Source organism: Maribacter aquivivus (genome assembly GCF_900142175.1).
GTDB lineage: Bacteria > Bacteroidota > Bacteroidia > Flavobacteriales > Flavobacteriaceae > Maribacter > Maribacter aquivivus.
Map to the genome: position 1 here is coordinate 113,900 of NZ_FQZX01000003.1, position 25,020 is coordinate 138,919.

The 25,020-nt window shown below is 33.9% G+C and carries 18 protein-coding genes; 10 read left to right on the forward strand and 8 right to left on the reverse strand.

Annotated features, from left to right (window positions below; translation table 11 throughout):
- Window position 1: 1 nt before the first annotated feature.
- The 4 genes from BUC31_RS16245 to BUC31_RS16260 form a co-directional block, all read right to left on the reverse strand.
- On the reverse strand, window positions 2–3,169 hold the full coding sequence (locus tag BUC31_RS16245; protein ID WP_073246229.1) for a SusC/RagA family TonB-linked outer membrane protein: 3,168 nt from the start codon (window positions 3,167–3,169) through the stop codon (window positions 2–4).
- 397 nt (window positions 3,170–3,566) lie between these two features.
- Window positions 3,567–4,757 (reverse strand): class I SAM-dependent methyltransferase, encoded by a 1,191-nt coding sequence (locus BUC31_RS16250; RefSeq protein ID WP_073246231.1) that lies wholly within the window; start codon window positions 4,755–4,757, stop codon window positions 3,567–3,569.
- Window positions 4,758–4,763: 6 nt separating this feature from the next.
- Window positions 4,764–5,864, reverse strand: coding sequence for an AI-2E family transporter (locus BUC31_RS16255; RefSeq protein ID WP_073246233.1), 1,101 nt, complete (start codon window positions 5,862–5,864; stop codon window positions 4,764–4,766).
- 3 nt (window positions 5,865–5,867) lie between these two features.
- The gene (locus BUC31_RS16260) at window positions 5,868–6,518 is read right to left on the reverse strand and encodes a DUF4159 domain-containing protein (protein WP_073246234.1); all 651 of its coding nucleotides are present in this window, start codon (window positions 6,516–6,518) and stop codon (window positions 5,868–5,870) included.
- A gap of 36 nt (window positions 6,519–6,554) precedes the next feature.
- On the opposite strand from BUC31_RS16260, the gene BUC31_RS16265 reads away from it, so the two are divergent.
- The gene (locus BUC31_RS16265) at window positions 6,555–7,346 is read left to right on the forward strand and encodes a DUF1223 domain-containing protein (RefSeq protein WP_084135075.1); all 792 of its coding nucleotides are present in this window, start codon (window positions 6,555–6,557) and stop codon (window positions 7,344–7,346) included.
- 2 nt (window positions 7,347–7,348) lie between these two features.
- Here BUC31_RS16265 and BUC31_RS16270 read toward each other — a convergent pair whose 3' ends face one another.
- Both BUC31_RS16270 and tsaD read right to left on the reverse strand, forming a co-directional pair.
- Window positions 7,349–8,056 carry a 16S rRNA (uracil(1498)-N(3))-methyltransferase gene (locus tag BUC31_RS16270; protein ID WP_073246236.1) on the reverse strand — a complete coding sequence of 236 codons (708 nt, stop codon included), beginning with the start codon at window positions 8,054–8,056 and terminating at the stop codon, window positions 7,349–7,351.
- Between the two features lie 17 nt (window positions 8,057–8,073).
- Window positions 8,074–9,102: a tRNA (adenosine(37)-N6)-threonylcarbamoyltransferase complex transferase subunit TsaD gene (gene tsaD, locus BUC31_RS16275; protein WP_073246238.1), complete on the reverse strand. Its 1,029-nt coding sequence runs from the start codon at window positions 9,100–9,102 to the stop codon at window positions 8,074–8,076.
- Between the two features lie 62 nt (window positions 9,103–9,164).
- Between tsaD and BUC31_RS16280 the strand changes: the two genes are divergently transcribed.
- The 4 genes from BUC31_RS16280 to BUC31_RS16295 all read left to right on the forward strand — a co-directional run bounded on the left by BUC31_RS16280 (window position 9,165) and on the right by BUC31_RS16295 (window position 16,730).
- Complete coding sequence (locus tag BUC31_RS16280) at window positions 9,165–13,616, forward strand: translocation/assembly module TamB domain-containing protein (RefSeq protein WP_449817457.1); 4,452 nt, start codon at window positions 9,165–9,167, stop codon at window positions 13,614–13,616.
- Window positions 13,617–13,778: 162 nt separating this feature from the next.
- Window positions 13,779–14,765: a 6-phosphofructokinase gene (gene pfkA / locus BUC31_RS16285; protein WP_073246241.1), complete on the forward strand. Its 987-nt coding sequence runs from the start codon at window positions 13,779–13,781 to the stop codon at window positions 14,763–14,765.
- Window positions 14,766–14,789: 24 nt separating this feature from the next.
- Window positions 14,790–15,791, forward strand: coding sequence for a type I glyceraldehyde-3-phosphate dehydrogenase (gene gap / locus BUC31_RS16290; protein WP_073246243.1), 1,002 nt, complete (start codon window positions 14,790–14,792; stop codon window positions 15,789–15,791).
- A gap of 87 nt (window positions 15,792–15,878) precedes the next feature.
- Complete coding sequence (locus BUC31_RS16295; protein ID WP_073246245.1) at window positions 15,879–16,730, forward strand: N-acetylglucosamine kinase; 852 nt, start codon at window positions 15,879–15,881, stop codon at window positions 16,728–16,730.
- Window positions 16,731–16,734: 4 nt separating this feature from the next.
- Here the strand turns inward: BUC31_RS16295 and BUC31_RS16300 are convergent, their stop codons facing one another.
- On the reverse strand, window positions 16,735–17,115 hold the full coding sequence (locus BUC31_RS16300; RefSeq protein ID WP_073246247.1) for a RidA family protein: 381 nt from the start codon (window positions 17,113–17,115) through the stop codon (window positions 16,735–16,737).
- Between the two features lie 19 nt (window positions 17,116–17,134).
- Window positions 17,135–19,894, reverse strand: a complete 2,760-nt coding sequence (locus BUC31_RS16305; protein ID WP_244534068.1) for a putative LPS assembly protein LptD — start codon at window positions 19,892–19,894, stop codon at window positions 17,135–17,137.
- A gap of 104 nt (window positions 19,895–19,998) precedes the next feature.
- On the opposite strand from BUC31_RS16305, the gene BUC31_RS16310 reads away from it, so the two are divergent.
- The 5 genes from BUC31_RS16310 to BUC31_RS16330 are packed head-to-tail and all read left to right on the forward strand — an operon-like array spanning window position 19,999 to window position 24,949.
- On the forward strand, window positions 19,999–21,294 hold the full coding sequence (locus tag BUC31_RS16310) for an N-acetylmuramoyl-L-alanine amidase family protein (protein WP_073246249.1): 1,296 nt from the start codon (window positions 19,999–20,001) through the stop codon (window positions 21,292–21,294).
- 47 nt (window positions 21,295–21,341) lie between these two features.
- Window positions 21,342–22,307 carry an MlaD family protein gene (locus BUC31_RS16315; protein ID WP_073246251.1) on the forward strand — a complete coding sequence of 322 codons (966 nt, stop codon included), beginning with the start codon at window positions 21,342–21,344 and terminating at the stop codon, window positions 22,305–22,307.
- Between the two features lie 15 nt (window positions 22,308–22,322).
- Window positions 22,323–23,648 carry a 4Fe-4S dicluster domain-containing protein gene (locus BUC31_RS16320; RefSeq protein ID WP_073246253.1) on the forward strand — a complete coding sequence of 442 codons (1,326 nt, stop codon included), beginning with the start codon at window positions 22,323–22,325 and terminating at the stop codon, window positions 23,646–23,648.
- An 8-nt stretch (window positions 23,649–23,656) separates the two neighbouring features.
- On the forward strand, window positions 23,657–24,448 hold the full coding sequence (locus BUC31_RS16325) for a (Fe-S)-binding protein (protein WP_073246255.1): 792 nt from the start codon (window positions 23,657–23,659) through the stop codon (window positions 24,446–24,448).
- An 18-nt stretch (window positions 24,449–24,466) separates the two neighbouring features.
- Entirely contained in the window at window positions 24,467–24,949 is a 483-nt protein-coding gene (locus BUC31_RS16330; RefSeq protein ID WP_073246257.1) for an ABC transporter ATPase, read from the forward strand.
- The last annotated feature ends 71 nt before the right edge of the window (window positions 24,950–25,020 follow it).

A 25,020-nucleotide genomic window follows, 5' to 3' on the forward strand; every position in this document is an offset into this window, starting at 1 on the left:
TTTACAATTTTAAATTAAATCCAAGTGTAAGAATTCTAGATTGTGGAACAACCTGACTGTCTACACCTATTGTTAGGTTATTACCAGTTACTGATGAGATAATCTCAGGGTCGAATCCTTCATATCCAGTAAGGGTAAGTAAATTTGTGCCTTGTATGTAAACTCTGAAAGAATCTAAACCAACTGAATTGGCAACTTTATCAGAGAAAGCATAACCTAATTGTACGTTTTTAAGGCGTAAATATGAACCATCTTCAACAAAGTATGAATTTGGTTGCGTTTCACTATTTTGAATAGAACTACTTAATGCTGGTAAAGTAGCATCAGTGTTAATTGGTGTCCAAGAATCTAAAACTCTTACACTACGGTTACCATCAGCAAATGTTGGGAAATCTGTATAGATTTTATTGTAGTTGTAAATATCGTTTCCTTGTGACCCTTGTAAGAACAATGATAGATCGAAAGATTTATAACCTAAGTTAAAGTTAAGTCCATAAGTGAAATCTGGGTGTGGAGAACCAATAAAAGTTCTGTCATCATCATTAATCTCACCATCATTATTAACATCTCTATATTCAAATCTACCTGTATCTGTAAAACCAATTACCTCTCTACCAAAGAATGTAGATATAGCTTCACCAACTTGTGTTCTTGAAACTGCACCGCCACGGTAGCTTTCGTCACCAACTTGAAATTCACTAATCCAATCAGTAACTTCATTTTTGTAGTGAGAGAAGTTGATATCTACGCCATATTTAAAACCAGAAGTAGTTTCGTCTTTGTAACGTAACGTAACATCAAAACCAGTATTTTCTACGTTACCTGCATTTACGTAAGGTGCACCAGCATCAATTGCAGTAGTACTTATCAAGCTATTATCTTGAACAATTAAATCTTTAGTAGTGATTTTGAACCACTCAAAATCAACATTAAATTTATCATCAAAAAAACCTAATTCGACACCTGCATTTATTGCTTCACTAGTTTCCCATTTTAAATTTGGGTTACCAACAGATGATAATATAGCACCTGTTGCTATAGAACTGCCATCAATTGCATAGTTACCATATTGCTCATTTAAGTTTGAGATATTGATGGTAGGGTTACTTGCTGGTAGCGATTGGTTACCTAACTGACCCCAAGAACCTTTAAATTTAAACCAACTTAAAGCTGAGTCAGAAGACATAAAATCTTCTTTACTTACTACCCAACCAGCACTAACAGAAGGGAAAGTTGCACTTTTGTTATCTCCTGTAAAACGAGAAGAAGTGTCATTACGTAATGTACCTGTTACAAAATATTTATCTCCATAAGAATATGTTGCAGAACCAAATAAAGAGTAAAGCGATGTTGCAGAATCGAAAGCTTCATTCACTAATGGAACTCCACTACCGTTATTTAATAAATAAAAATCTGGAGTTTCGAATAAGAAATCCGTACGACTAACTACTTTTCCTTTTACACCATCTTTTACAGATTCAATACCTACTAAGGCATCAATTTTACTGTTGTTGAATGTTTTTTTGTAGTTCAAAGTATTTGTAAATGTCCAAGAATAGCCATCTTGGTTACGTTCAGTTAGTTGATTAACGCCTAATGGCTCACTATGTTCTGGGTCTAATGCTTGAAAACCACGTGTGTTAAAAGAGTTGATAGTACCACCAATAGTCGTTTTAAACGTAAGACCGTCCATTAATTGCGCAGATAAATAAACATCACCTAAAATTCTGACTGTCTTATTGAAGTTGTCACTTTGTCTATTCAATTGAGCTAGCGGGCTTCTTGAATTACCAGTTCCTTGAGCACCAGTACCAGCAAAATTACCATTGTCATCATATAATGGTATTAATGGGCTACTTCTTATTGCTTCTTCATACTGAGCACCTCCGCCACCTTTAGAATTACTGTAAGCAGTACTGAAGTGTTCTCCGATACGTACTTTATCTCCTATTTTAAATTCAGAATTCAAACGAATTTGTCCGATTTTATAATCTGTTTCTAAAAGGTTACCAGGGTTGTTCAAGTAGTTGGCAGAAAGATTGTATTTACTGTTTTCTTCACCATTTGCTACTGAGAATGCAACACTTTGTATAACTGCTGTTCTTGTAATAGCATCTATCCAATCTGTACCATTAGGGTTAACAGTTGCTGAAGCAGGACCTCTAGTAATAGGATCGTAAGAAACAACTCTAGTGTATCCATTTAATGTTGAAGGAACAACTGCGGATGACCCGTTACCATATTGAGGATGATTGAATGCTGTACCATCATTAATGGCACTTTGATATAAGACATCACCTAATTGTTGTGCGTTTAAAAGATCAGGAGTGTTTGCTACAGTAGAGAAACCTGTATAGGTATCAACAGATACAACAGGTTTGTCCATGTTGTAACCACCACCTTTTGTTGTGATAATTACTACACCATTAGATGCTCTTGCACCATATATAGCAGCAGCACCATCTTTTAAAACGTTCATTTGATCAATATCGTTTGGGTTGATACTGTTCAAAACAAATGGGTCATCTGTTTGTAAACCATCTATTATAAATAATGGGTTGGTATTATTACTAGTACCAAAACCACGAATGTTAATTTTTGGAGGGCTACCTGGTGTTGCATTCTGTACTACAGTTACACCACTTACACGACCTTGTAATGCAGAAGCCGCATTTACAACTGGTGCTTTTGTTGCCTCAGAAACATCAACAGACGCTACTGAACCAGTTAAATCTCCTCTTGTTTGAGTAGAATACCCTAATACGATAACTTCATCAAGAGCGGCAGCATCTTCAGCTAAAGTTGCATTAACGCTTGATTGGCCGTTTACGGCAATTTCTGTGCTTTTAAATCCTATATAGCTAAATACTAATGTAGCACCATCAGATACATTTAAGCTATAGTTACCATCGAAATCTGTTTGTGTACCATTTGTAGTACCTTTTTCTACGACATTAGCACCAGGAAGTGGTTGGCCAGTGTCATCAAGAACGGTTCCTGTAATAGTAGATTGCAGTGTTTTTACTTCAACTTCGTTTGAAGTACTTGTGTTTTCATTTGCCTGGGCCAATTGGGCACTTAAGCAAACAAGCATTGATAAAACTCCAGTCTTAATAAAGGAAGACCTTTTTCTGGATTTCATCAACGTGTAATCACGTTTTTGATTCATAATCGTTGTTGTTTGTTAGTTTAAATTAAATGTATTGAAATTGACTTTTTAATATTCTTAGTTGCAGTGTTTAAATGTTAAAAAAATCAAAATCAGGTATAATAATAGCACTTTTACTTCAATTACCGATAAATCATTAATGATTTTTTACAAGCTCCATAAAACCATTTTAGCCTATTGTTATTGTAATAATCTGTATTAATAGGCGTAATTATTGGGATATCAATAATTTAGCTCTTGTTAAATTTGGAATTTAACACGTTAAATTTTTAACATTTTCAATTTAATATGTCGATAAAAATTACGTTAAATGGTAATCTATAACGTTGTAGTTTTTGTTTTTTTGATGTTTTGAATTGTTGTTAAATTCAATTGATTTGAATTGATTTTTGATCTTCTAATGATCTTGAAAGATCTGTAAACACGAAATTATGATCAAATTTTCCTCTAAATCTGTAGTGCAAAAAAGGTAGATTTCTCCACCATCTTTAATTCCCAATTTTTTTCTAATTTTTAGTACGGAATCTGGGAAATTTCTTGTGGTAATATTTGCCTTGATTAAACCTTCTTTTTTTAATGATTTTTTAGAATAATCATAAACGCCTTTTACTTCAAATATCCGGCCAGGAAATGGAATTAATTCTTTTGAAGTATAGAGATGTGAATTTGCATGTATTTTAAAAAGATTATAATTTTTGGCTATGCTTTTAAATGCACCAGATTTTAAAATCGCTGCATTTGGTTCATAGACGTAATTAAGTGGTTTTGAATATTGCGAGTCAGTAATCTGCTCTTCACTTAAATGAAATTGAAATTCTTGTAATGTCTTTGCTTTATAATTTAATGTTTTGATCAATGGCTCTTCTTTATAATCTTTCTCAATTAACCAAAGAATTTCTTTTACATCATTATTTATGGCCACAATATGAATTTCTTTTACATGTATCAGTTCTTTCAATCCGCTTTTAAGGTCCAATAATGGTCCGGTTTTAATAAGTAGGTTTGAGGCCTTTGATAGTAAAAGGTCCATATTACTGACAACATTTGGTTCGCAGTCAAATAAGTAATAGACTTTTTTGTTGTCCTTATCTCTTCTTGAAGGGTCAATATATATCCAATCAATAGGGTTATTAGTTTTTTTAAGGAATTCTAGACCATCAGCCGCTATACATTCTATATTCGCGGCATTGAGTTGCTTAAAATTATGCTGAGCAATTTTAGATAAGTCTTCATTTTTATCAATATGAACTACATGTTTCATTTTCTTACTAAAAGCAAATGAATCTACGCCGAAACCAGCGGTTAAATCAATAATAGAAGTGCCATGAACTAATGTGGCTTTATAATTGGCTGTAATTTCTGAAGATGTTTGCGAAAGATTTAATTTGTTAGGGTAATAGATATTATCTGTATTGAACCAAGTAGGTAATTTCGTTATTGCTTTTAATTTCGATTCTATTTGTTCAACTAGTTCTCTTGAAGAAACTTCAGGAAATCTTGATTTAGATAGAAGAATTTTATGAATATCAGTGTTTAAATTATCATTGATAAACTGTTGTACATCGTTAGCTAGTATTTTAGAATTCACAAATGCCTAAAGATTATGGGTCAAAGATTTTACTATTTGATTATCTGATAGAAACTCTTTCAGAATAACTTTAATAGCCGTGTAACCAGGTACGGCAACAATCATACCTACAGTTCCAAATAATAATCCGGCAATGATAATAACCAAGAAAATTTCTAAGGGATGAGATTTTACACTATTTGAAAATATAAAAGGTTGTGAGAAAAAGTTGTCTACCAACTGGCCAATTAATAATCCTATAAATACATATCCTGTTTTTGGTAATATTACCTCACTAAAATCAGAGCCTAAGTTACTGGTCATAGTTAGTGTTAACATTATTACGCCACCAATTATTGGACCTATATATGGAATAATGTTGAACAGTGCGCAAAGAAAAGCGATCACTACAGCATTTTCAATACCCACGATTAGTAAAACTATGGTGTAAATGACAAAGAGAATAAATATTTGAAGTAGCAAACCAACAAAGTATCGTGATAATAGTCCGTTGATTTTACCGATAGAATTTGTTGTGCCTTTCTTTTTATCTACTGGAATAAATATCAATAAACCGTGCTCAAACAATTTACTGTCTTTTAAAAAGAAAAAGGATATAAAAAGAACGGAAAACAAGCCAATACTTGCTGTACTTAAAACATTTAAAAAGGAATTTAAAAAATTAGGTATAAAGCCAATGTCTAGACCTTGTAAAATATTTTTTTCTAAACCAGCATCGTCAATAACATCTTCTACAATATGAGAAGAAAGCCCTAAGTAATTGGTGATTTGATGATATAATGTATTTAGGCTTGTCTGTAAATCATCAATATCAAGTAAAGATAAATTTTTGCCTTGCTCAGATAATAAAGGAATAAATAAGGCAATAATGCCTACTAATAATCCAACCATTAAAAGCATAGTAATGATTACCGCAAGTATATTAGGTAGTTTAAGACGCAATCTAAAAAAGCGTACTAAAGGGCTGCCAATTAAGGCGGTGACGGCTGCAATGGCTAAATAGGCTATAACAGATTGTATCGTATATAGAAAATAAAGCAGAAGTGCGATGCCAATTAATACACCTATGGCTCTTAATATACCTTGTGATATGGTTTTTGCGGTCATTGATTAATTTTTAAAAACGTAGGTTATGATATTAGCACCCATTTGTAAAGCTTTTTCTCTAACCTCTTCGGTATCGTTATGTACTGTAGGATCTTCCCAACCATCACCTAAATCTGATTCTGAAGTAAATAGCAAGACTATTCTATTGTTGCGTGATATGGCAAATGCTTGTGGTCGCTGCCCGTCATGTTCGTGTATTTTTGGTAATCCTTTTGGAAATGAATACTTGTTTGAAAAAATAGGATGTTCAGATCCCAGCTCCTCTAATTCTGTATTGGGAAAAAGTCTTTTAATTTCCCTGGTGATATAAGGTTTCATACCATAATTGTCATCAATATGTAAAAAACCACCAGACAAAAGATATGTTCTTAAGTTTTCTAGTTCTTCATCTGAAAACACCACGTTGCCATGCCCCGTCATGTGTAAAAATGGGTACTGAAAAATAGAGCTGCTACCAACTTCTACAGTTTCAGGTTTACTGTCAATGGTTGTGTCGATATTATTATTGCAGTATTTGATCAAGTTAGGTAAGGCAGTTGGGTTGGCATACCAATCGCCACCACCTTGATATTTTAAAATAGCTATTTTTTGAGATTTCATCTGAAATCCGCAGAACAGCATCGTAAAAGCAAGATATATTGTAAGTTTTTTCATTTTATTTCGAATAATAGAACATGTAATTATACTATTATGTTTGATAAAAAAGTCATTATTATATTGTTTTTAGCAGTGGGATTTTCATTAACATCCTTTATTCGGTCTCAACCAAGTAAAGATAATAAAGTTGATGATGCTTTTTCTTTTAATACTATAGAAAATAAAGAGAATGGTGTAGTGGTTCTTGAACTATTTACGTCTCAAGGTTGCTCAAGCTGTCCGCCTGCAGATATATTGTTAGAAAAAGCAAAGAATGAGTACCCAGAAAATGTTTTTGCATTGAGTTATCATGTTGATTATTGGGACTATATAGGTTGGGCAGATCCTTTTAGTAATAAAAACTTCACCGTTAAACAAAGTAAATATAATAGGAAGCTTGGTTATAGAGGTAATTACACTCCAGAATTAGTAGTGAATGGTAAGGAGCATTTGGTAGGATCAAATAGAGCTAAAGTAGAAAGCGCTATCAATAAATATGCAGCAAAGGCCTCACCTAACCGTTTGATGTCTCAGCAATTGGATAGAGTAGCTGACAAAGTGAATTTTAATTACAAAATCGAAGGGGCTACAAAAGGTAAAATAATACGTGCCGTTCTATTATTGAATGAAAGAACTACAGAAGTAAAAAGAGGAGAAAATAGTCATAGAACATTGAAAAACTCAAATATAGTTGTGGCTGAGAAATACTTAGAGCTTGGGGATAATTCTGTTGTAGGTTCTATTACTATTCCTAAGATTGTCAAGAAAGATGAAAAGCTTATTTTGATGTTGTTGGTAGAAAATGATAATGCTGGGATTACGGGTGCTGTGAAAGCAGCAATATAATATTACCCATTGTTAATTGTCGCTACGATTGTGCAGGCAACAATTGCCGCTGTTTCTGTTCTTAATCTTGTTTTGCCCATAGCAACTGGTGCATAGCCTTTTTGCATTGCATTTTTAATTTCTTCTGGTGAAAAATCACCTTCTGGACCAATTAATATGGTAACGTTTTTATCTGCCGCAACTCTTCTTTTTAGTTCATGGCGTTCTGTGTCTTCGCAATGCGCAATAAATTGAAGTTCAGATACAGGTTTCTCTAAAAATTCAGAGATGCTTATTGGTTGGTTTAATTTTGGTAAATATGTTTGTAGAGATTGCTTCATGGCAGACTCTAATACGCGTTGCATACGTTCTAGTTTTAAGACTTTACGTTCTGATCTTTCACAAATTATAGGTGTTATTTCATCTACGCCTATTTCTGTAGCTTTTTCTAAAAACCACTCAAACCGATCATTCATTTTTGTAGGCGCTACTGCTATATGTAACCAATGAGATTTTGGATGTGTTTTTTTGGAAGATATAAGCTCAACCTCACATTTTTTTATATTATCGCTAATTATTTTAGCTTCAAATAAATAGCCACTGCCATTGGTGATCCATAATTTGTCGCCATTTTTTTTTCTCAAAACCTTAATGATATGTTTACTTTCATTACTGTCAAAAAAGAAAGTAGTGTCAATGTCTTTAATATCAGGATTGTAAAATAATTGCATGTGGTTTATTTTATTGACTATGATATAACGTATCTGGCTTTAGCCATAACATCTTGTTGAGAGAATTGTTCGTTCTTGTATTTCTGATATCCTACAATACCAATCATAGCAGCATTATCTGTACAGTATTCAAATTTGGGTATGTAGGTTTTCCATCCGTATTTTGTCTGGGCTTCTGTCAAAACTTTTCGAATACCCGAGTTTGCAGACACTCCGCCGCCAATTGCTATTTCTTTTATGCCAGTTTGCTTTACTGCTTTTTTCAGTTTTTTCATCAATATAGTGATAATGGTATACTGTATTGATGCGCAGATATCTTCTAGATTGTTCTTGATAAAATCTGGATTCTCTTTCGTTTGTCGCTGAATAAAATAGAGTATGTTAGTTTTTAATCCGCTAAAACTAAAGTCTAAATCTTTTACGTTTGGTATGGTGAATTCAAATTTATATGGATCACCTGTTGCTGCATATTTGTCAATTAAAGGTCCGCCAGGGTAGGGTAGTCCTAAAATTTTCGCACTCTTGTCAAACGCTTCCCCAACGGCGTCATCTAAAGTTTGTCCAATAATCTTCATGTCAAAGAAATCGTTTACTTGAACAATCTGTGTATGACCTCCACTTATAGTTAAGGCCAAAAACGGAAATGACGGCGCCTTCATAGTTTCGTCATCTATAAAATGAGCTAAAATATGGGCTTTCATGTGGTTAACTTCAATAAGAGGTATCTGTAAACCTAATGATAAAGATTTTGCAAACGATGTGCCTACAAGTAAAGAGCCCATTAGTCCAGGTCCGCGTGTAAATGCTATGGCTGATAATTGTTTTTTATCGATATTTGCTTTGGCTATCGCTTGATGAACGACTGGTACTATATTTTGTTGATGTGCTCTTGATGCAAGTTCTGGTACAACCCCTCCATATTCTTTATGAATAGCCTGGGTTGCGACAACATTACTGAGCACTTTATCGTTCATTAAAACTGCCGCAGAAGTGTCATCACAAGAAGATTCTATAGCAAGTATATAAATTGTATCGTGTTCCGACATATTTGGAATAAAATTTGAATAACAAAGGTAAAACATAAAGACCTATCAAAAAACTGAGAAAAATATTGGTTAGAACATTATTGGTGCTTGTGCTGATATGTGTTTTGGGTACTATCATTTTTTCATTGCCAGTGGTACAGACCTTACTGGCACAGTTTGCTACGAAAAAAATTAATGATCAATATGGTACGCATATCAATATTGAGCGCTTAAAAGTTTCATTAATTTCTTGGAATACCGGTTTGGAAGGTGTCTTTATCGAAGACTACAAGCAAGACACTTTATTTTATGTCAATGAGCTTAAAACGTCCATTTTAAGCATAAATAATTTGGTGCAGGGAAACTTAGAGTTTGGAGATATTTCGGTTGATAAATTAAACTTTAAGTTAAGGACATATTTCGGAGAAACAAATACCAATTTAGAGGTTTTTGTAGATAAGCTTGATGATGGCAAACCTAGGGCGCCAGGTACGCCACCCTTTAGGCTTTCTTCATCGTATGTAGATATTGAAAATAGTAGGTTCAAGTATATTGATGAAAATTTAAATAATACCACTATATTAAATTTTGATAGCCTTAATATCAGTGCAGCCGATTTTTTAATTTTAGGTCCAGAGGTTTCTACAGATATTCAAGAAATGTCCTTCTTTAGCAATAGAGGTTTAAAAGTTGAAAGGTTAGCCACAAATTTTAAGTATACGAAGCAACAAATGCGTTTCGATTCTTTGAAAATAAAAACACCCCTTTCTGCTTTAGATGGTAATCTAGTATTTAACTATAATCGAGAAGATTTTAAAGATTTTTTAAATAAGGTAAATGTTGTTGCAGAATTTAAGGATTCTAATGTCGCTTTTGACGAGGTTAATTTGCTATATAATGAATTTGGCAAAGGGAAAGAGGTAACCTTTAATGCTAATGTTAACGGAGTTTTAAATGACCTGAATACAGATAATCTTTTCTTATTTTCTGACGACACCGGTATACGTGGCGATTTTAATTTTAAAAACTTATTTAGTAAACAAAAACCATTCAGTTTAAATGCTGAAATGAAAAATGTCACTAGTAGTTATTACCAATTAAATGCTTTATTGCCCAATCTGATAGGTAAATCTTTGCCGTCCTCTTTTAGTAAATTAGGGCAATTTACTATTCGTGGTAATGCATTTATCACCAATTCTTCCGTAGATGCAAAAGTGAACTTAAATACTGCTGTTGGTAGTAGCTATGCAGATATCGTTTTAAGTGATTTTAATAATATTGATAATGCCACCTATAAAGGGTTCATCTCTTTAATTGATTTTGATTTAGGTGATTTTACTGAAAATAAAAATTTAGGTAAAACAACCTTAGATTTTAATGTTGAGGGTAAGGGTTTTGTTAAAGAGAAACTGAATACAGAGGTTATAGGTCAAATATATTCTATTGAATTTAATAACTATAATTATCAAGATTTACGAGTTTCGGGTTTAATTAAAGATCAATTGTTTGATGGTTCTTTAATTAGTAACGACGAGAATTTTAAATTTAACTTTAAGGGTCTTGCGAACGTTGCAGAGACTAGAAATAATTTTAATTTTATAGCCTCGGTAGATTATGCAGATCTAAAGAAATTGAATATCATCAATGATAGCGTTTCTATTTTTAAAGGGAACGTTAGCATGGATATTACGGGGACTACCTTAGATAATATCGTTGGTGACATAAACTTTACACAAACGAGCTATCAAAATGTAAACGACACCTATTATTTTGAAGATTTTGCGGTGACCTCTAACTTTGGCGAAGATCGTGAACGAACAATCAATATAAATTCCCCAGATATTATTACCGGTTTTATGAAGGGTAATTTTAAAGTACGAGAATTGGGTAAACTTGTACAAAACTCTTTGGGTAGTATTTATACAAACTACAGACCTTTTCAAATTTCTGACGGTCAAAATCTTTCCTTCAACTTTAAAATATATAATAAGATTGTAGATGTATTTTTTCCTGAAGTACGGTTCGATCCTAATACTTTTATAAAGGGTAATATTGTTGCAGATGAAGGTGATTTTAAATTAAATTTTGAATCTCCTAGTATTGAGGCGTTTGGTACAGCTGCAGACAATATCGAAGTTAGAATTGATAATAAGAATCCGCTCTTTAATACATTCGTTTCTGTGGGTGAGCTAGATACGCCGTATTATAATTTTAAAGATTTTAACCTTATTAATACAACATTAAAAGATACTTTATTCTTTAGGTCTGAATTCAAAGGAGGAAGCGATTTTGACGATTCTTATAACCTAAATTTTTACCACACGTTTAATAAAGACAATAAATCTGTTATTGGTCTTAAAACTTCTGATGTCAATTTTAAAGGCAATAAATGGGTGTTAAACAAAGATGGCGATACAAAGAATAAAGTTATACTGAACAGGGCTTTAGATAGTATTACAATTCAAGAAATTGTAATGAACAATGAAGAAAAAGAACAAATACGGCTGAGAGGGCAGTTGGCAGATTCTACTTATAAAGATCTTCAGCTTCAGTTCAAAATTGTATCCTTGGATAAAATAACACCGGTAATTGATAGCCTAAAGCTGCAAGGAGAAGTTAATGGTACTTTAAACGTGCTTCAAAAAGATGGTATTTATTTACCATCATCTAACTTGAATATAGAAAAATTTGGAATTAACAATATACCCTTAGGAGATTTAGCAATTAATATTATTGGGAATAAAGATTTATCTGAGTTTCAGGTTAACTCTCAATTATCTGATAATAATGTTGAAAAATTTAGTGTAGTAGGTAGTATAGAAAATAAGGGTGAGATACCAAAAGCAAACTTAATTGCCAATTTTAACAACTTTGGTTTAGAGCCATTTAGCCCGTTAGGTGAGGGGGTAATTGATAATATACGGGGAGATATTGATGGTAGGGTAAAGATAGAGGGTAATGTAGATAACCCGAGTTTTAATGGTTTGCTGACTTTAGATAATGCAGGTATAGCAGTGCCTTATTTAAATGTAGATTATGGATTTGCCCCACGTTCAAGAGTACTACTTAAAGACCAGACTTTTGATTTTGAAAATATAGCATTAGAAGACGTAGCAAAAGGCACACGGGCAAATTTAGATGGTACTATTACCCATAGTTTCTTTAGGGATTGGGTCTTAGATTTAAATGTTGATACCAAGAAAGACAAATTTTTAATTCTGAATACCGAGTTTAAGGAAGGGGAATTATACTATGGTACTGGCTATTTGAATGGAACAGGTCGTATTTACGGACCTACGACTGCTTTAAATATAACTGTTGACGGATCTACGGCAAAAGGTACTTCATTAAAAATACCTTTAAGTGATGTCGCTAGTGTAGGTGATTACTCTTTTATTAATTTTTTAGAAAAGAAGGACAAACAAAGAATTGAAAGTCAACGTCAATTAAAAGATTACCAAGGGTTAGAGCTAGAGTTCAATTTAGATATAACACCAGATGCCGAGGTTGAAATTGTAACTGATACTAAAACAGGAAGTTCTTTAAAAGGTACCGGAGTAGGTATTATTTTAATACAGATAAATACTAATGGTAAGTTTGAAATGTATGGTGATTATGTTGTAGTTACAGGAGATTTTAATTACAAATTCGGAGGTATTATTGATAAAAAATTTAAGGTGAAACCTGGAGGAACTATAAATTGGGATCAAAAGCCCTTAGAAGCTATTCTTGATATGGAAGCGGTGTATTCTTTAAATGCCAATCCTGCACCGTTACTTGATGATGCCGGTTTTACACGTAGAATACCAACAGATGTTATTATTAGTTTAACAGGAGAGTTACAAAGTCCTGATATTGATTTTGGAATTGAATTCCCAGGTACGAGCTCTATAGTTAAGTCAGAGTTAGAATACACTTTGCAGGATCCAACGGTTGAGGAGAAGAATGCAATATTCTTATTGGCACAAGGTACATTTGTTAATTCGCAAAGCGGAATTAATCAACAAGCGATAACGGGTAACTTGGTGCAAAGTGCATCTAGTATTTTAAACTCAATTCTAAGTGGAGGTAATGACAAGTTTAATCTAGGTCTTTCATATGAACAAGGTATACTTGATCGATCGGCAGATATAGAAACTGATGATAGAATTGGTGTTACGGTGTCTACACAAATTTCAGATAGAATTTTATTTAATGGTAAAGTAGGGGTTCCGGTAGGTGCTTCTAGTGAAACATTGGTAGCTGGTGATTTTGAAATACAAATTTTGTTGAATGAAGAAGGAACCTTGAGTGCTAATTTCTTTAGTAGACAAAGTGAAATACAGGCGTATTTATCTGATCAACAAGGCTCTACTCAAGGGGCAGGTATATCTTATGAAGTAGATTTTAATAATTTTAAAGAACTCTTTCAAAAAATATTGGCAACTAAGCCAGTTGAAAAGAAAGAACCTGTAAAAGAAATTGAAAGCCCATCTTCTGTCATGGGTAATGATAGCTTAATCCGTTTTTACGATAAGCCAAAATCATTAAATTAACATATAAATACTTCTCCCTTTATGAATAAATAACAAATTTTAAGAATTTGACTGTTAATCTGTTACAACGAAATCCTTTTCGTTGATTTTTTCTTAAAATGCGACTGACTTTTATTCCGATTACGACTAAGATTTCTTACTTTCGTTGGCTTAAATTTTTCAATGTCTTCAGAAATAAAAAAAATAGCAGTACTGACTTCAGGAGGTGATTCTCCGGGAATGAATGCTGCCATAAGATCAGTTGTTCGTACTTGTGCATACTTGAAGGTAGATTGTGTTGGAATCTATAGAGGGTATCAAGGTATGATAGAGGGCGATTTTAAACCTATGGACGCCCGTAGTGTAAATAATATTATTAATAAAGGTGGTACTATACTTAAATCTGCTAGGTGCGATGATTTTAGAACTCCAGAAGGTAGGAAAACCGCGCATGAGGAGTTACTGAAAGCGGGAATAGATGCATTTGTGGTAATTGGAGGTGATGGTAGTTTTACTGGTGCTATGATATTTAACAGAGAATACAATTTTCCTGTTATAGGTATACCTGGTACTATTGATAACGATATTTTCGGAACTACATTTACATTAGGTTTTGATACTGCGTTAAATACAGTAGTAGAATGTATTGATAAAATTAGGGATACCGCAAGTTCTCACAATAGGCTTTTCTTCGTAGAAGTAATGGGTAGAGATGTTGGACATATTGCATTGAACGCAGGTGTTGGTGCAGGTGCTGAAGAAATTTTAATACCAGAAGAGAATTTAGGTTTAGATAGATTACTTGAATCTTTAAAAAGGAGTAAAGAGTCGGGTAAATCTTCAAGTATCGTAATTGTTGCCGAAGGTGATAAATCTGGTAAAAACGTATTCGAGCTTAAAGAGTATGTTGAAGAGCATTTACCAATTTATGATGTGCGTGTATCTGTTTTAGGGCATATGCAAAGAGGAGGGTCACCGTCATGTTACGACCGTGTATTGGCAAGTAGAATGGGAGTAAAAGCTGTAGAGGCTTTGTTAGAGGGTAAAACCAACCTAATGGTAGGTATTCAAGATAACCAATTAACATTGACGCCTATCAACAAGGCTATAAAAGGGCATACAAAAATTGATAAGGAACTTATTAGAGTTTCAGAAATAATGACTACATAATTTTAAAAATTAAAAATAGAGAAAATGTCAAATTTGAAAATAGGAATTAACGGTTTTGGTAGAATAGGTAGATTGGTCTTCAGAACTACAATTAAGCGTGGTGATGTAGATGTAGTAGCTATCAATGATTTATTAGATGTTGAGCACTTAGCTTACTTATTGAAGTATGATTCAGTTCACGGTAAATTCGATGGTACTGTTGATGTAAAAGATGGTCACTTAATCGTAAACGGTAAAACTGTTCGTATTACTGCAGAAAGAGATCCTAAGAATTGTAAGTGGGATGAAGTAGGTGCTGCTACTGTTGCAGAATGTACTGGTATTTTTACAACTTTGGAAACTGCTCAATATCATATTGATGGTGGTGCTAAGAAAGTTGTTATATCTGCACCTTCTAAAGATGCGCCAATGTTCGTAGTAGGTGTAAACCATAAAGATGTTAAAGCAACTGATACAATTGTTTCTAACGCATCTTGTACTACAAACTGTTTAGCTCCTTTAGCTAAAGTTGTTAATGATAACTTTGGTATTGAAGAAGCATTGATGACAACGGTTCATGCAACAACTGCAACACAAATGACTGTTGATGGTCCTTCTAGAAAAGACTGGAGAGGTGGTAGAAGTGCAATGTTAAACATAATACCTGCTTCTACAGGTGCTGCGGTTGCAGTAACTAAAGTAATACCTGCATTGAAAGGGAAACTTACTGGTATGGCTTTTAGAGTGCCAACTGCTGATGTTTCTGTGGTAGATTTAACTGTGAAAGTTAAAAAAGCAACTTCTTTGGAAGAGATTAAAAAAGCTTTTAAAGCAGCTTCAGAGGGTGAGTTAAAAGGTGTATTAGGTTATACGGAAGAGAGCGTTGTTTCTCAAGATTTTATTGGCGATCCTAGAACTAGTATTTTTGATGCAGGTGCTTGTATCGAATTAAATTCTACTTTCTTTAAGTTAATTTCTTGGTATGATAATGAAGCTGGTTTCTCCAATAAAATGGTAGACTTAATGCAACACGTTAATACCTTATAACCATCATTTTAGTATAACAAAGATATATCCTGAAAATGAGGCAGTTTTTCCTTATTTTCAGGTTTATTTTTTAAAGACATTCGGTATATGATTTTAATAGTAGATAGTGGCGCAACCAAGTCTGATTGGATTGCATTAGATGAAAATGGCGAACAACTTTTTTTGACGCAGACTTTGGGGTTGAGTCCTGAGGTGTTGACGAAAGATGTTATTGAAGATCGCTTAGCGAATAATTTTGAGCTTTCTAAAAATAGAGAAAAGGTTTCACATCTTTATTTCTATGGCGCCGGTTGTGGTACCGATCGTATGAAGTTGTTTTTAAAGGCAATCTTTAAAGATTATTTTCCTAATGCAAAAGCCGATGTAAAAGAAGATACTTATGCTGCCATATTTGCTACAACAAAAGTTGGTCATCAAGGTATCGTTTGTATTTTAGGTACAGGTTCTAACTGTAGTTATTATGATGGTAACCAGTTATTTCAAAAAGTAACATCATTGGGGTACATACCTATGGATGATGGTAGTGGAAATTTCTTTGGGCGTAAGCTTATTCGTGATTACTATTTTCATAAAATGCCTTCTGATCTAGCACATAAATTTGCTGCTTCTCATGATTTGGATGCCGATGTTATTAAAGAGAATTTATACAAGCAACCTAACCCAAATACCTACTTGGCGACCTTTGCTCGTTTTTTAATTGAGAACAAAGAGCACCCTTATGCTAAAGGTGTTATTGATAAAGGTTTTCAGCAATTTATTAATAACTACGTAATGCAATTTGAATTGGCGACAAAGGTCCCAATCAATTTTGTAGGTAGTATTGCGCATTATCTAAGAGATGAATTAACTTCTGTACTTCTTAGAAATGACTTAATTGTTGGTGTAATTAGACAAAGACCTATTGAAGGTTTGGTAGATTTTCATCGATCTAATATGTAAAATCTTATTTTACGGCAATCATAGAGATTTCAACATTTACGAACTTAGGTAAATTTGCAACTTCTACTGTTTCTCTTGCTGGTGCTGTTTCTGCATTGAAATAAGAAGCATATACTTCGTTTACTTCAGTGAACTGTTTCATGTCACTAAGAAAAATAGACGACTTAACAACATTTTCAAAGGTCATTTCAGCTTCGGTTAAAATGGCCTTTAAATTTTCCATAGATTGTTTTGTCTCTAGTTTTATATCTCCAGAAACCAATTCTCCGCTTTTAGGGTCTAAAGGAATTTGACCAGAAATATATAAGGTTCCGTTACTTAGAGTTGCTTGATTGTATGGTCCTATAGGTGCAGGAGCATTTACTGTATTGATAATTTTTTTCATGGTCAATAAAATTTAGGTTTTAGTTTTGACTTCTGTTTTCCCACTTAAGATCTTTAAGTATCGAAGAATCTATACCGATAAAGAAGTACCATCTTTTATAGGTTCCAAAAGGTGTCCAATTAAAACGCATGGTAAAACTCTTTAAATCTCTTTGAAAACGTAATTGGGTTAATGTGAAACCTTGGTTTTTAAAATCGTAACCAGAAGATCCGCCAACAGACCAACGTGGTGCAAGCTCTATGTCTCCAGAGAACATTAGCGAGTGACTGCTAAATTCATTTTGCCGTGCTGAATTACTGTAGTTGGCAGAATAAGCAAGTCTAAAGTTCCATGGTATTTTGGTGCCGAATATAGGATTCTCTACATCAGAATTCTTATCATCTTTTCTGACAGGATTGGAATTGAAATCATCTGCTCTACCAAATAGGTCGTCATCTCTACCGCCACTTTGAGCTACATAATCGAAAGGATCTAGTTCTTCTTCATCGTCTCTGCCCTTGTCGTCTTTCTTACCAAACATTTCGCTGCTAATAGAGTATGATACATTGGCGTTTGCTCTTGTAAGTCTAAAAAGACTTCCGCCATTATCAATATTCCATGTGTCTATTCTAGTTCCGTTGTTGTCAATAGCATAGGGGTCTAAACCGGCAGAAAAGTTAATTGACATTTTATTATCCAGGATATTTGTACCTCCGTTTATGCTTAATGGGTTTAGACGTAGAGAATCAGATTCAAAATTATATCCCGTAGAAATATTAAAATTACTTAAAAGGGATATTTTCTTTGGCTCTATTTTGGTGGAATCTTTATCCTTCACCTTAGCTTCTAGGGTATTGGCTAATGAGAAGCTTAAGCTGTTTGATTTTCCTAATGACGGTGCTCCATTTAATGTTCCTGTAAATCGGCTATACTGAACTTCAACTCCATCTTCACCAAGATACTCATCATAAAACTGTTCAAAAGATGGTGCGTAACCATAGCTTAATGACGGTCTTACGGTATGTCTAAGTGCTTGAAACTTTTTGTCCTCACCAAAAACATATGTTCCGTAAAGTGTGGTACCAATACTTGCACTAAAATTATAGGTGTTGTAACGGTCAAATCCGCTAACGGTATCTATTACAACTTCTTCTAGTTCATCGTCATAGCTTCTATTGTAGGTTTCTAAAGACCAAACATCTTCATAATTACCGCCTACACTTACACTGAAAAATTTAGCTACTTTAAAGTTTGTGGCTAGTGGTATACTGTGACTAACACCTGCACGAGCATTATCAAACATTTTAGTAGTTAAAAAATCCTCATCGTTGGTAGTAAGCCTATTTTGTGCATTTACACTATACTGAAAATTGATGTTATCGATAATTCCCTTTTTTATGCCATCACGCTTTACAAAAGGGTAAATACGCTCTACACTTGCTTGAAATGTAGGTAGCGTCATGGTTATGTTATCTGTATCAGATTCTGTGGCGGTAGCTGAAGTTAACTGCGAATGCGTAGCTGTTAAACTCATATTCACTGACGGATAGTTGGGGAATGTTTTTGAATACGATATCGATGAAGATAATGTATTGTTCTGAGTGTTTGGTAAATTTCGTTGTTGTAAAGAATTTCGGTAATACTCACTACTACCTAAGTTTACAGACGCTGAAAATCTGGAATTCGGACTTGATTTAGTATCCTGCGAATGCGAAAATTGAATATTATAATTTCGAGACAGACTGTAGTCGCTAAATCCTTTTTGGCTTGTAACTTGGTTTTCGTATCGTAAATTAAGATTACCTCTATATTTATATCGTTTTGTGTAAATAGAGGCCGTTCTAAATGCGTAGCTACCATTGGTGTAAAAATCTCCAGAAAGTGTTACATCTGCATAGTCACCTAAAGGAACATAGTATCCCATGTCTTGAAGAAAGTATCCTGTATTAGGGTCATTACCAAAAGAGGGCATTAAAATACCAGCAGATCTACCCTGCGAAAGTGGAAAATATGCAAAAGGCATAGCAATAGGCGTTGGTACATCTGCAATATATAAATTACTGAAACCGGCAATTACTTTCTTTTTAGGGACAAATTTTGCCTTTCTAACTCGTATATAATAATCTGGGTTTATGGTATCTGTAGATGTAGTTAGCTTTCCTTCACTTAGGAAATAGACAGAGTCATTTTCTTTTTTAGTGATTTCGGCATAAACTTTCATAGCATCGCTCCCTAAGGCACCTGCTGCCGCTTGTTGTTCTGTTCTCGAATTCCAGATAAGTGCTTTTTGTGTATCAAAATTAAAGCGAATAGAATCTGGGATTACAATATTGGTTCCTTGTTTGAAGTAGGGTAGTTGTGTATAATTGCCTAAAGAGTCTACCATTCTGCCGGCATAAACTTCATTTTTTATATAATCCATTATTATAACACCTGCTTTTAGTTCGGTATCTTGATAATAGATTTCTGCTTCGTTATAGAGGTAAATTTTATTTTCTTTTTGACTTAGCTTTACATAGTCCTTTGCCTTGTAGGTTATTTTATCTAACAGTAAAGGTGCTTTTTGATTAAGAGAATCGGCAACTAAAGAATCATTGGCGATGGAGTCTCTTATGGCGGTTGGTGGAAACAATGGCGCGATTATTGAATCTCTTTCTGCTTTGATATTAAGAGTCGTGATTTTACCTTCTTGACCAACAGCGTAAAAAGCGTTGGCAAAGACCAAGAATAGGAAAAGTAAGTAATGTTTGTTTGATTGCAAGGCTATATATCCTATTTTTGTAAAGGTTTGGCGGTCCAATGAGCCGTTATTTAAGATGTCAAACTTACATATATTTTTTAATCCCTATGTAGGGTCTTACAATAAATTTAACCATTATCAGGGCGATATAATCCCTAACACATATGAAAATAAAATTCTTTAGCATTTCTTTAGTTTTAATAACAGCGTTATTACTTCTGTCTTTTACAGCGTCTGATGAGGAAATTAAATCAGATGATCCTTTTATTGTTGTGCTTGATGCAGGGCACGGTGGTCATGATCCTGGTAACTTAGGAAATGGCTATTTAGAGAAAAAAATAGCCTTAAATATTGTTTTGAAAGTAGGTGAGATTCTTTCCAAGAATAAAGATATTAAAGTTATATATACTCGTAAAGACGATACATTTATTGATTTATACGTTAGGGGAGAGGTCGCAAATAAAGCAAATGCAGATTTGTTTGTTTCGGTGCATTGCGATTCTCATACGTCAGACGCGCATGGTGCAGGTACTTTTGTATTAGGTCTTCATGCCAACAAGCAAAATTTTGAAATAGCGAAGAAAGAAAACTCGGTAATTTATTTAGAGGATAATTACGAGAATAGATATGCCGATTACGACATTAATTCTCCAGAATCTGTTATTGGACTAACTATTATGCAAGAAGAATTTTTAGATCAAAGTGTGGCTTTAGCGACAATGATTCAAGAGAATTTTTCTAGTAAGCTAAAAAGAACAGATAGAAAAGTAAAGCAAGCGGGTTTCATTGTGTTGCACCAAACTTTTATGCCAAGTGTTTTAGTTGAAACCGGGTTCTTAACCAATAAAGATGAAGGGGCTTATTTAAACTCAACTAAGGGGCAGAATGATATGGGCGAGGCAATTGCTAAGGCAATATTGCATTATAAAGAAGGTGTTCAGCCAACAGTGAAATCTGTAGCTACTACAGTTACTAAGTCTAAGGCACCACCAGTACAAGAGGTAGTAGTAGAAAAGGTTGAAGAAAAAAAGGAAATTGTTGCCGAAACAGCCAAAGAGGTAGTTGCAGAAGTAGATCCGCCAAAAGAAATTATTTCTACACCTAAAGTTGAAGAGGTTAAAGAAGTTGTAGCAGAAGTACCTGTAGTAAAGGTAAAAGAAGCAATTAATGAAAAAGAAGTAGCGAATTCTATTGTTTTCAAAATTCAATTGATGGCAAGTAGTAAGAATGTAGCTCTAAGTTCTAGTAATTTTAAAGGGCTTTCGAATCTTTCTCAAGAACCTTTTAAAAACTTGTATCGTTATATGTACGGGGAAACAAGGTCATATAGAGAAGCTAAAATGATGCAATCTCAAGCGCAAGAAAAAGGATATGCAACTGCTTATATTGTTGCTTATAAATTAGGTGAGAGAATTCCTATTCAAGATGCTATTGACGAGGTTTCTAATTTTACACCTTAAAGTGTAAATATTATTCATAATTTTGAGAGTACTAAAAATATAATTGCTTGAAACTATCTAGAGAATTAAAAACAGGAATTATTGTTATAGGTGGCATATTACTGTTCATCATGGGATTCAGCTATTTAAAGTCGACTCCTATTTTTGATAATAGTAAAACGTTTTACGCTATCTACCCAAATGTTGGCGGTTTACAATCTGGTACTACTGTCTCTATTAATGGCTTTAGCGTTGGTAAGGTTAACGATATAAAGTTTTTAGATGATAAAGGGAATTTGTTAGTGACATTTACAGTTGGTAATAAATTCAAATTTTCTAAAAACAGTACCGTTGAATTATACGATACTGGTATAATAGGAGGTAAAGGACTACAGATTAAACCCATTTTTGATGAGGCTTATGCGCAATCGGGCGATACACTTCGTACAGAAACTAGACCGGGTATTACAGATTTGGCGCAGCAAAAACTAAATCCGTTAGTTCGTAAAGTAGAATCTGCCATATCTGGTGCAGACTCTGTTTTGGTTAATGTGAATTCTGTTTTAGATGAAAAGACCAAAAGAGAACTTAAAGAGGTTATAGGAGGTTTAAATACTTTGATTACTAACTTGAATACTAGTGCTACTCAAATTAATTCAGTATTAGATGGTAACAAAGAAAAACTAAATAGCTCGTTCGAAAACTTTGAACAATTAACTGCTAATTTCGCAAAACTTTCAGATTCATTAAATTCTGCAGGACTAGGTAGAACTTTGGCAAGTCTAGAATCTACTATGGCTAGTTTAGATAAGGTGACTGAAAAAATTGAAAACGGCGATGGATCACTTGGGTTACTTATGAATGATAAAGAATTGTATGGTAATCTAAATAGTGCATCACACGAGTTAGACTTATTGTTACAAGATTTTCGTTTAAATCCGAAGAGATATGTAAATGTATCTGTTTTTGGTAAAAAGCAGAAAGATTACGAAGTGCCAGAAGATGATCCTGCGGCAAATTCAATAGAGAAGTAAAGAAGATTAATTTATATGCAATATCTCCCTAATATTATTTTTGTAGTCCTACTAATAGTAGGTATTGGTTTCTTTGTAAAGAATGTTTCAAGGTTGAAACGAAATATTTTTTTAGGTAAAGAAGCGTCTGTAACAGATAACAAACCACAACGTTGGAAAAACATGGCTAAGATTGCGCTTGGGCAATCTAAAATGGTGGTACGTCCAATTGCAGGAGCACTACATATTATTGTTTATGTTGGTTTTGTTATTATAAACATTGAAGTTCTAGAAATTATTTTAGATGGTATTTTTGGTACACATAGAATGTTTGCGGTATTAGGACCTGTATATGATTTCTTAATCGGTTCATTTGAAGTTTTAGCCTTATTGGTTATAATAGCTGTTGTTGTTTTTTGGATTAGAAGGAATGTTATAAAACTGAAACGATTCTTTAAGCCAGAAATGGAAGGATGGCCTAAACAAGATGGAAACCTTATTCTATATATCGAACTCATATTAATGGCGTTGTTTTTGACTATGAACGCTGCAGATTACCAACTACAACAAATGGGTGCAGAACATTATGCTGCTGCAGGATCTTTTCCTATTAGTAGTTTTATAGCTCCTATGTTTGAAGGCATGTCTATTTCTACGTTGGTATTAATAGAACGTACTGCTTGGTGGGTGCATATTGCAGGAATTTTATTTTTCCTAAACTACTTATATTACTCAAAGCATCTTCATATTCTTTTGGCTTTCCCTAATACTTATTACGGTAAGTTGACACCAAAAGGACAGTTTAGAAACTTACAGTCTGTTACAGATGAAGTTCGTATGATGATGGATCCAGATGCTGATCCGTATGCAGAACCTGCAGAAGATGCAGCTGTTCCAGATAAGTTTGGGGCTTCTGACGTGCAAGATTTAAGTTGGGTACAATTATTAAATGCATATACCTGTACAGAATGTGGTCGTTGTACTAGTGAATGTCCTGCAAACCAGACTGGAAAAAAATTATCTCCTCGTAAGATTATGATGGATACCCGTGATCGTTTAGAAGAAGTGGGTAAGAATATAGACGCGAATAATGGTGAATTTAAAGACGATGGTAAGCAGTTACTGAACGATTTTATTACTCCCGAAGAATTATGGGCGTGTACATCATGTAATGCATGTGTTGAGGCTTGTCCAATAAGTATTGATCCTCTTTCTATTATTATGGATATGAGACAGTATTTGGTTATGGAACAATCTGCAGCTCCTACAGATTTGAATAACATGATGGGTAATATAGAGAATAATGGAGCACCTTGGCCATTTAACCAAATGGACCGTTTAAATTGGAGTAAAGAATCTTAAAGATAGATATGGCAAGTGAATTAAAAGTGCCTACAATGGCAGAATTTTTTGCGTCGGGAACCGTACCTGAAGTTTTGTTTTGGGTAGGTTGTGCTGGTAGTTTTGATGATAGAGCAAAGAAAATAACGAAGGCTTTCGTAAAGATTTTGAATAAGGCTAACGTGTCTTTTGCGGTACTTGGTACAGAAGAAAGTTGTACGGGTGACCCTGCAAAACGTGCTGGTAATGAGTTTTTGTTTCAGATGCAAGCAGTAACTAATATTGAGGTGCTGAATGCTTATGAAATAAAAAAAATAGTAACAGCATGCCCGCATTGTTTTAATACTATTAAAAATGAATACCCAGGTTTAGGGGGTAACTATGAAGTTGTTCATCATACACAGTTTCTAAAAGATTTATTGACTGAAGGTAGAATTTCTATGGAAGGCGGTAACTTTAAGGGAAAACGCATTACATTTCACGATCCTTGCTATTTAGGTAGAGCAAACGGAGTATACGAGGCACCAAGAGATTTAATTAGAAAACTAGATGCTGAGCTTATTGAAATGAAAAGCTGCAAACAAAGAGGTCTTTGTTGTGGTGCAGGTGGCGCACAAATGTTCAAAGAGCCTGAAAAGGGTGATAAGGATGTAAATATTGAGCGTACAGAGCAAGCATTAGAAACAAAACCTGAAATTATTGCGGCAGGTTGTCCTTTCTGTAATACGATGATGACAGATGGTGTTAAGAATAAAGAAAGAGAAGGTGATGTTCAGGTAATGGATATTGCTGAAATGATTGCAACGGCCGAAGACTTATAATAGTTAAAAAAATAAAATTTGCTAGTAGAATTTAAAACATTACCAGAAACTGCAAGAGTTTGGATATATCAATGCAATCGTTCATTTTCTGAAAAGGAAATAACGGAAATTGGTTCAGACTTAGATACTTTTTTAACTTCATGGACCGCTCACGGTAATGACCTAAATGCAGGTTACGAAATAAAGTATAAACGATTTATAGTGATAGCTCTTGATCAAAGGACCCAAGGGGCTACTGGTTGCTCTATAGATGCTTCTGTACATTTTATACAGGCTTTAGAAAAGAAGTATAATGTTCTTCTATTAGATAAAATGAACGTTTCATACAAACAAGGTGAGTTTGTAGCTTATAAAAGTCTAATTGACTTTAAGGCTATGGCGAAACAAAAGGCTATTTCTAAAAATACGATTGTATTCAACAATCTGGTTACCAACAAAGGAGAGTATCTTGAGCATTGGGAAGTACCTGCTTCTGAGAGTTGGCATGCTCGTTTCCTTTAACATATTTTCTTCTTAAGTATCAGATTTTATTGGGTTTTATCGATGAAATGCAATAATTTCAATCCATAATA

Bases quoted from the DNA above. Each gene is read 5' to 3' on its own strand.
- BUC31_RS16245 (WP_073246229.1), bottom strand. From the start codon at position 3,169: ATGAATCAAAAACGTGATTACACGTTGATGAAATCCAGAAAAAGGTCT.
- BUC31_RS16255 (WP_073246233.1), bottom strand. From the start codon at position 5,864: ATGACCGCAAAAACCATATCACAAGGTATATTAAGAGCCATAGGTGTA.
- BUC31_RS16260 (WP_073246234.1), bottom strand. From the start codon at position 6,518: ATGAAAAAACTTACAATATATCTTGCTTTTACGATGCTGTTCTGCGGA.
- BUC31_RS16265 (WP_084135075.1), top strand. From the start codon at position 6,555: ATGTTTGATAAAAAAGTCATTATTATATTGTTTTTAGCAGTGGGATTT.
- BUC31_RS16270 (WP_073246236.1), bottom strand. From the start codon at position 8,056: ATGCAATTATTTTACAATCCTGATATTAAAGACATTGACACTACTTTC.
- tsaD (WP_073246238.1), bottom strand. From the start codon at position 9,102: ATGTCGGAACACGATACAATTTATATACTTGCTATAGAATCTTCTTGT.
- pfkA (WP_073246241.1), top strand. From the start codon at position 13,779: ATGTCTTCAGAAATAAAAAAAATAGCAGTACTGACTTCAGGAGGTGAT.
- gap (WP_073246243.1), top strand. From the start codon at position 14,790: ATGTCAAATTTGAAAATAGGAATTAACGGTTTTGGTAGAATAGGTAGA.
- BUC31_RS16295 (WP_073246245.1), top strand. From the start codon at position 15,879: ATGATTTTAATAGTAGATAGTGGCGCAACCAAGTCTGATTGGATTGCA.
- BUC31_RS16300 (WP_073246247.1), bottom strand. From the start codon at position 17,115: ATGAAAAAAATTATCAATACAGTAAATGCTCCTGCACCTATAGGACCA.
- BUC31_RS16310 (WP_073246249.1), top strand. From the start codon at position 19,999: ATGAAAATAAAATTCTTTAGCATTTCTTTAGTTTTAATAACAGCGTTA.
- BUC31_RS16320 (WP_073246253.1), top strand. From the start codon at position 22,323: ATGCAATATCTCCCTAATATTATTTTTGTAGTCCTACTAATAGTAGGT.
- BUC31_RS16325 (WP_073246255.1), top strand. From the start codon at position 23,657: ATGGCAAGTGAATTAAAAGTGCCTACAATGGCAGAATTTTTTGCGTCG.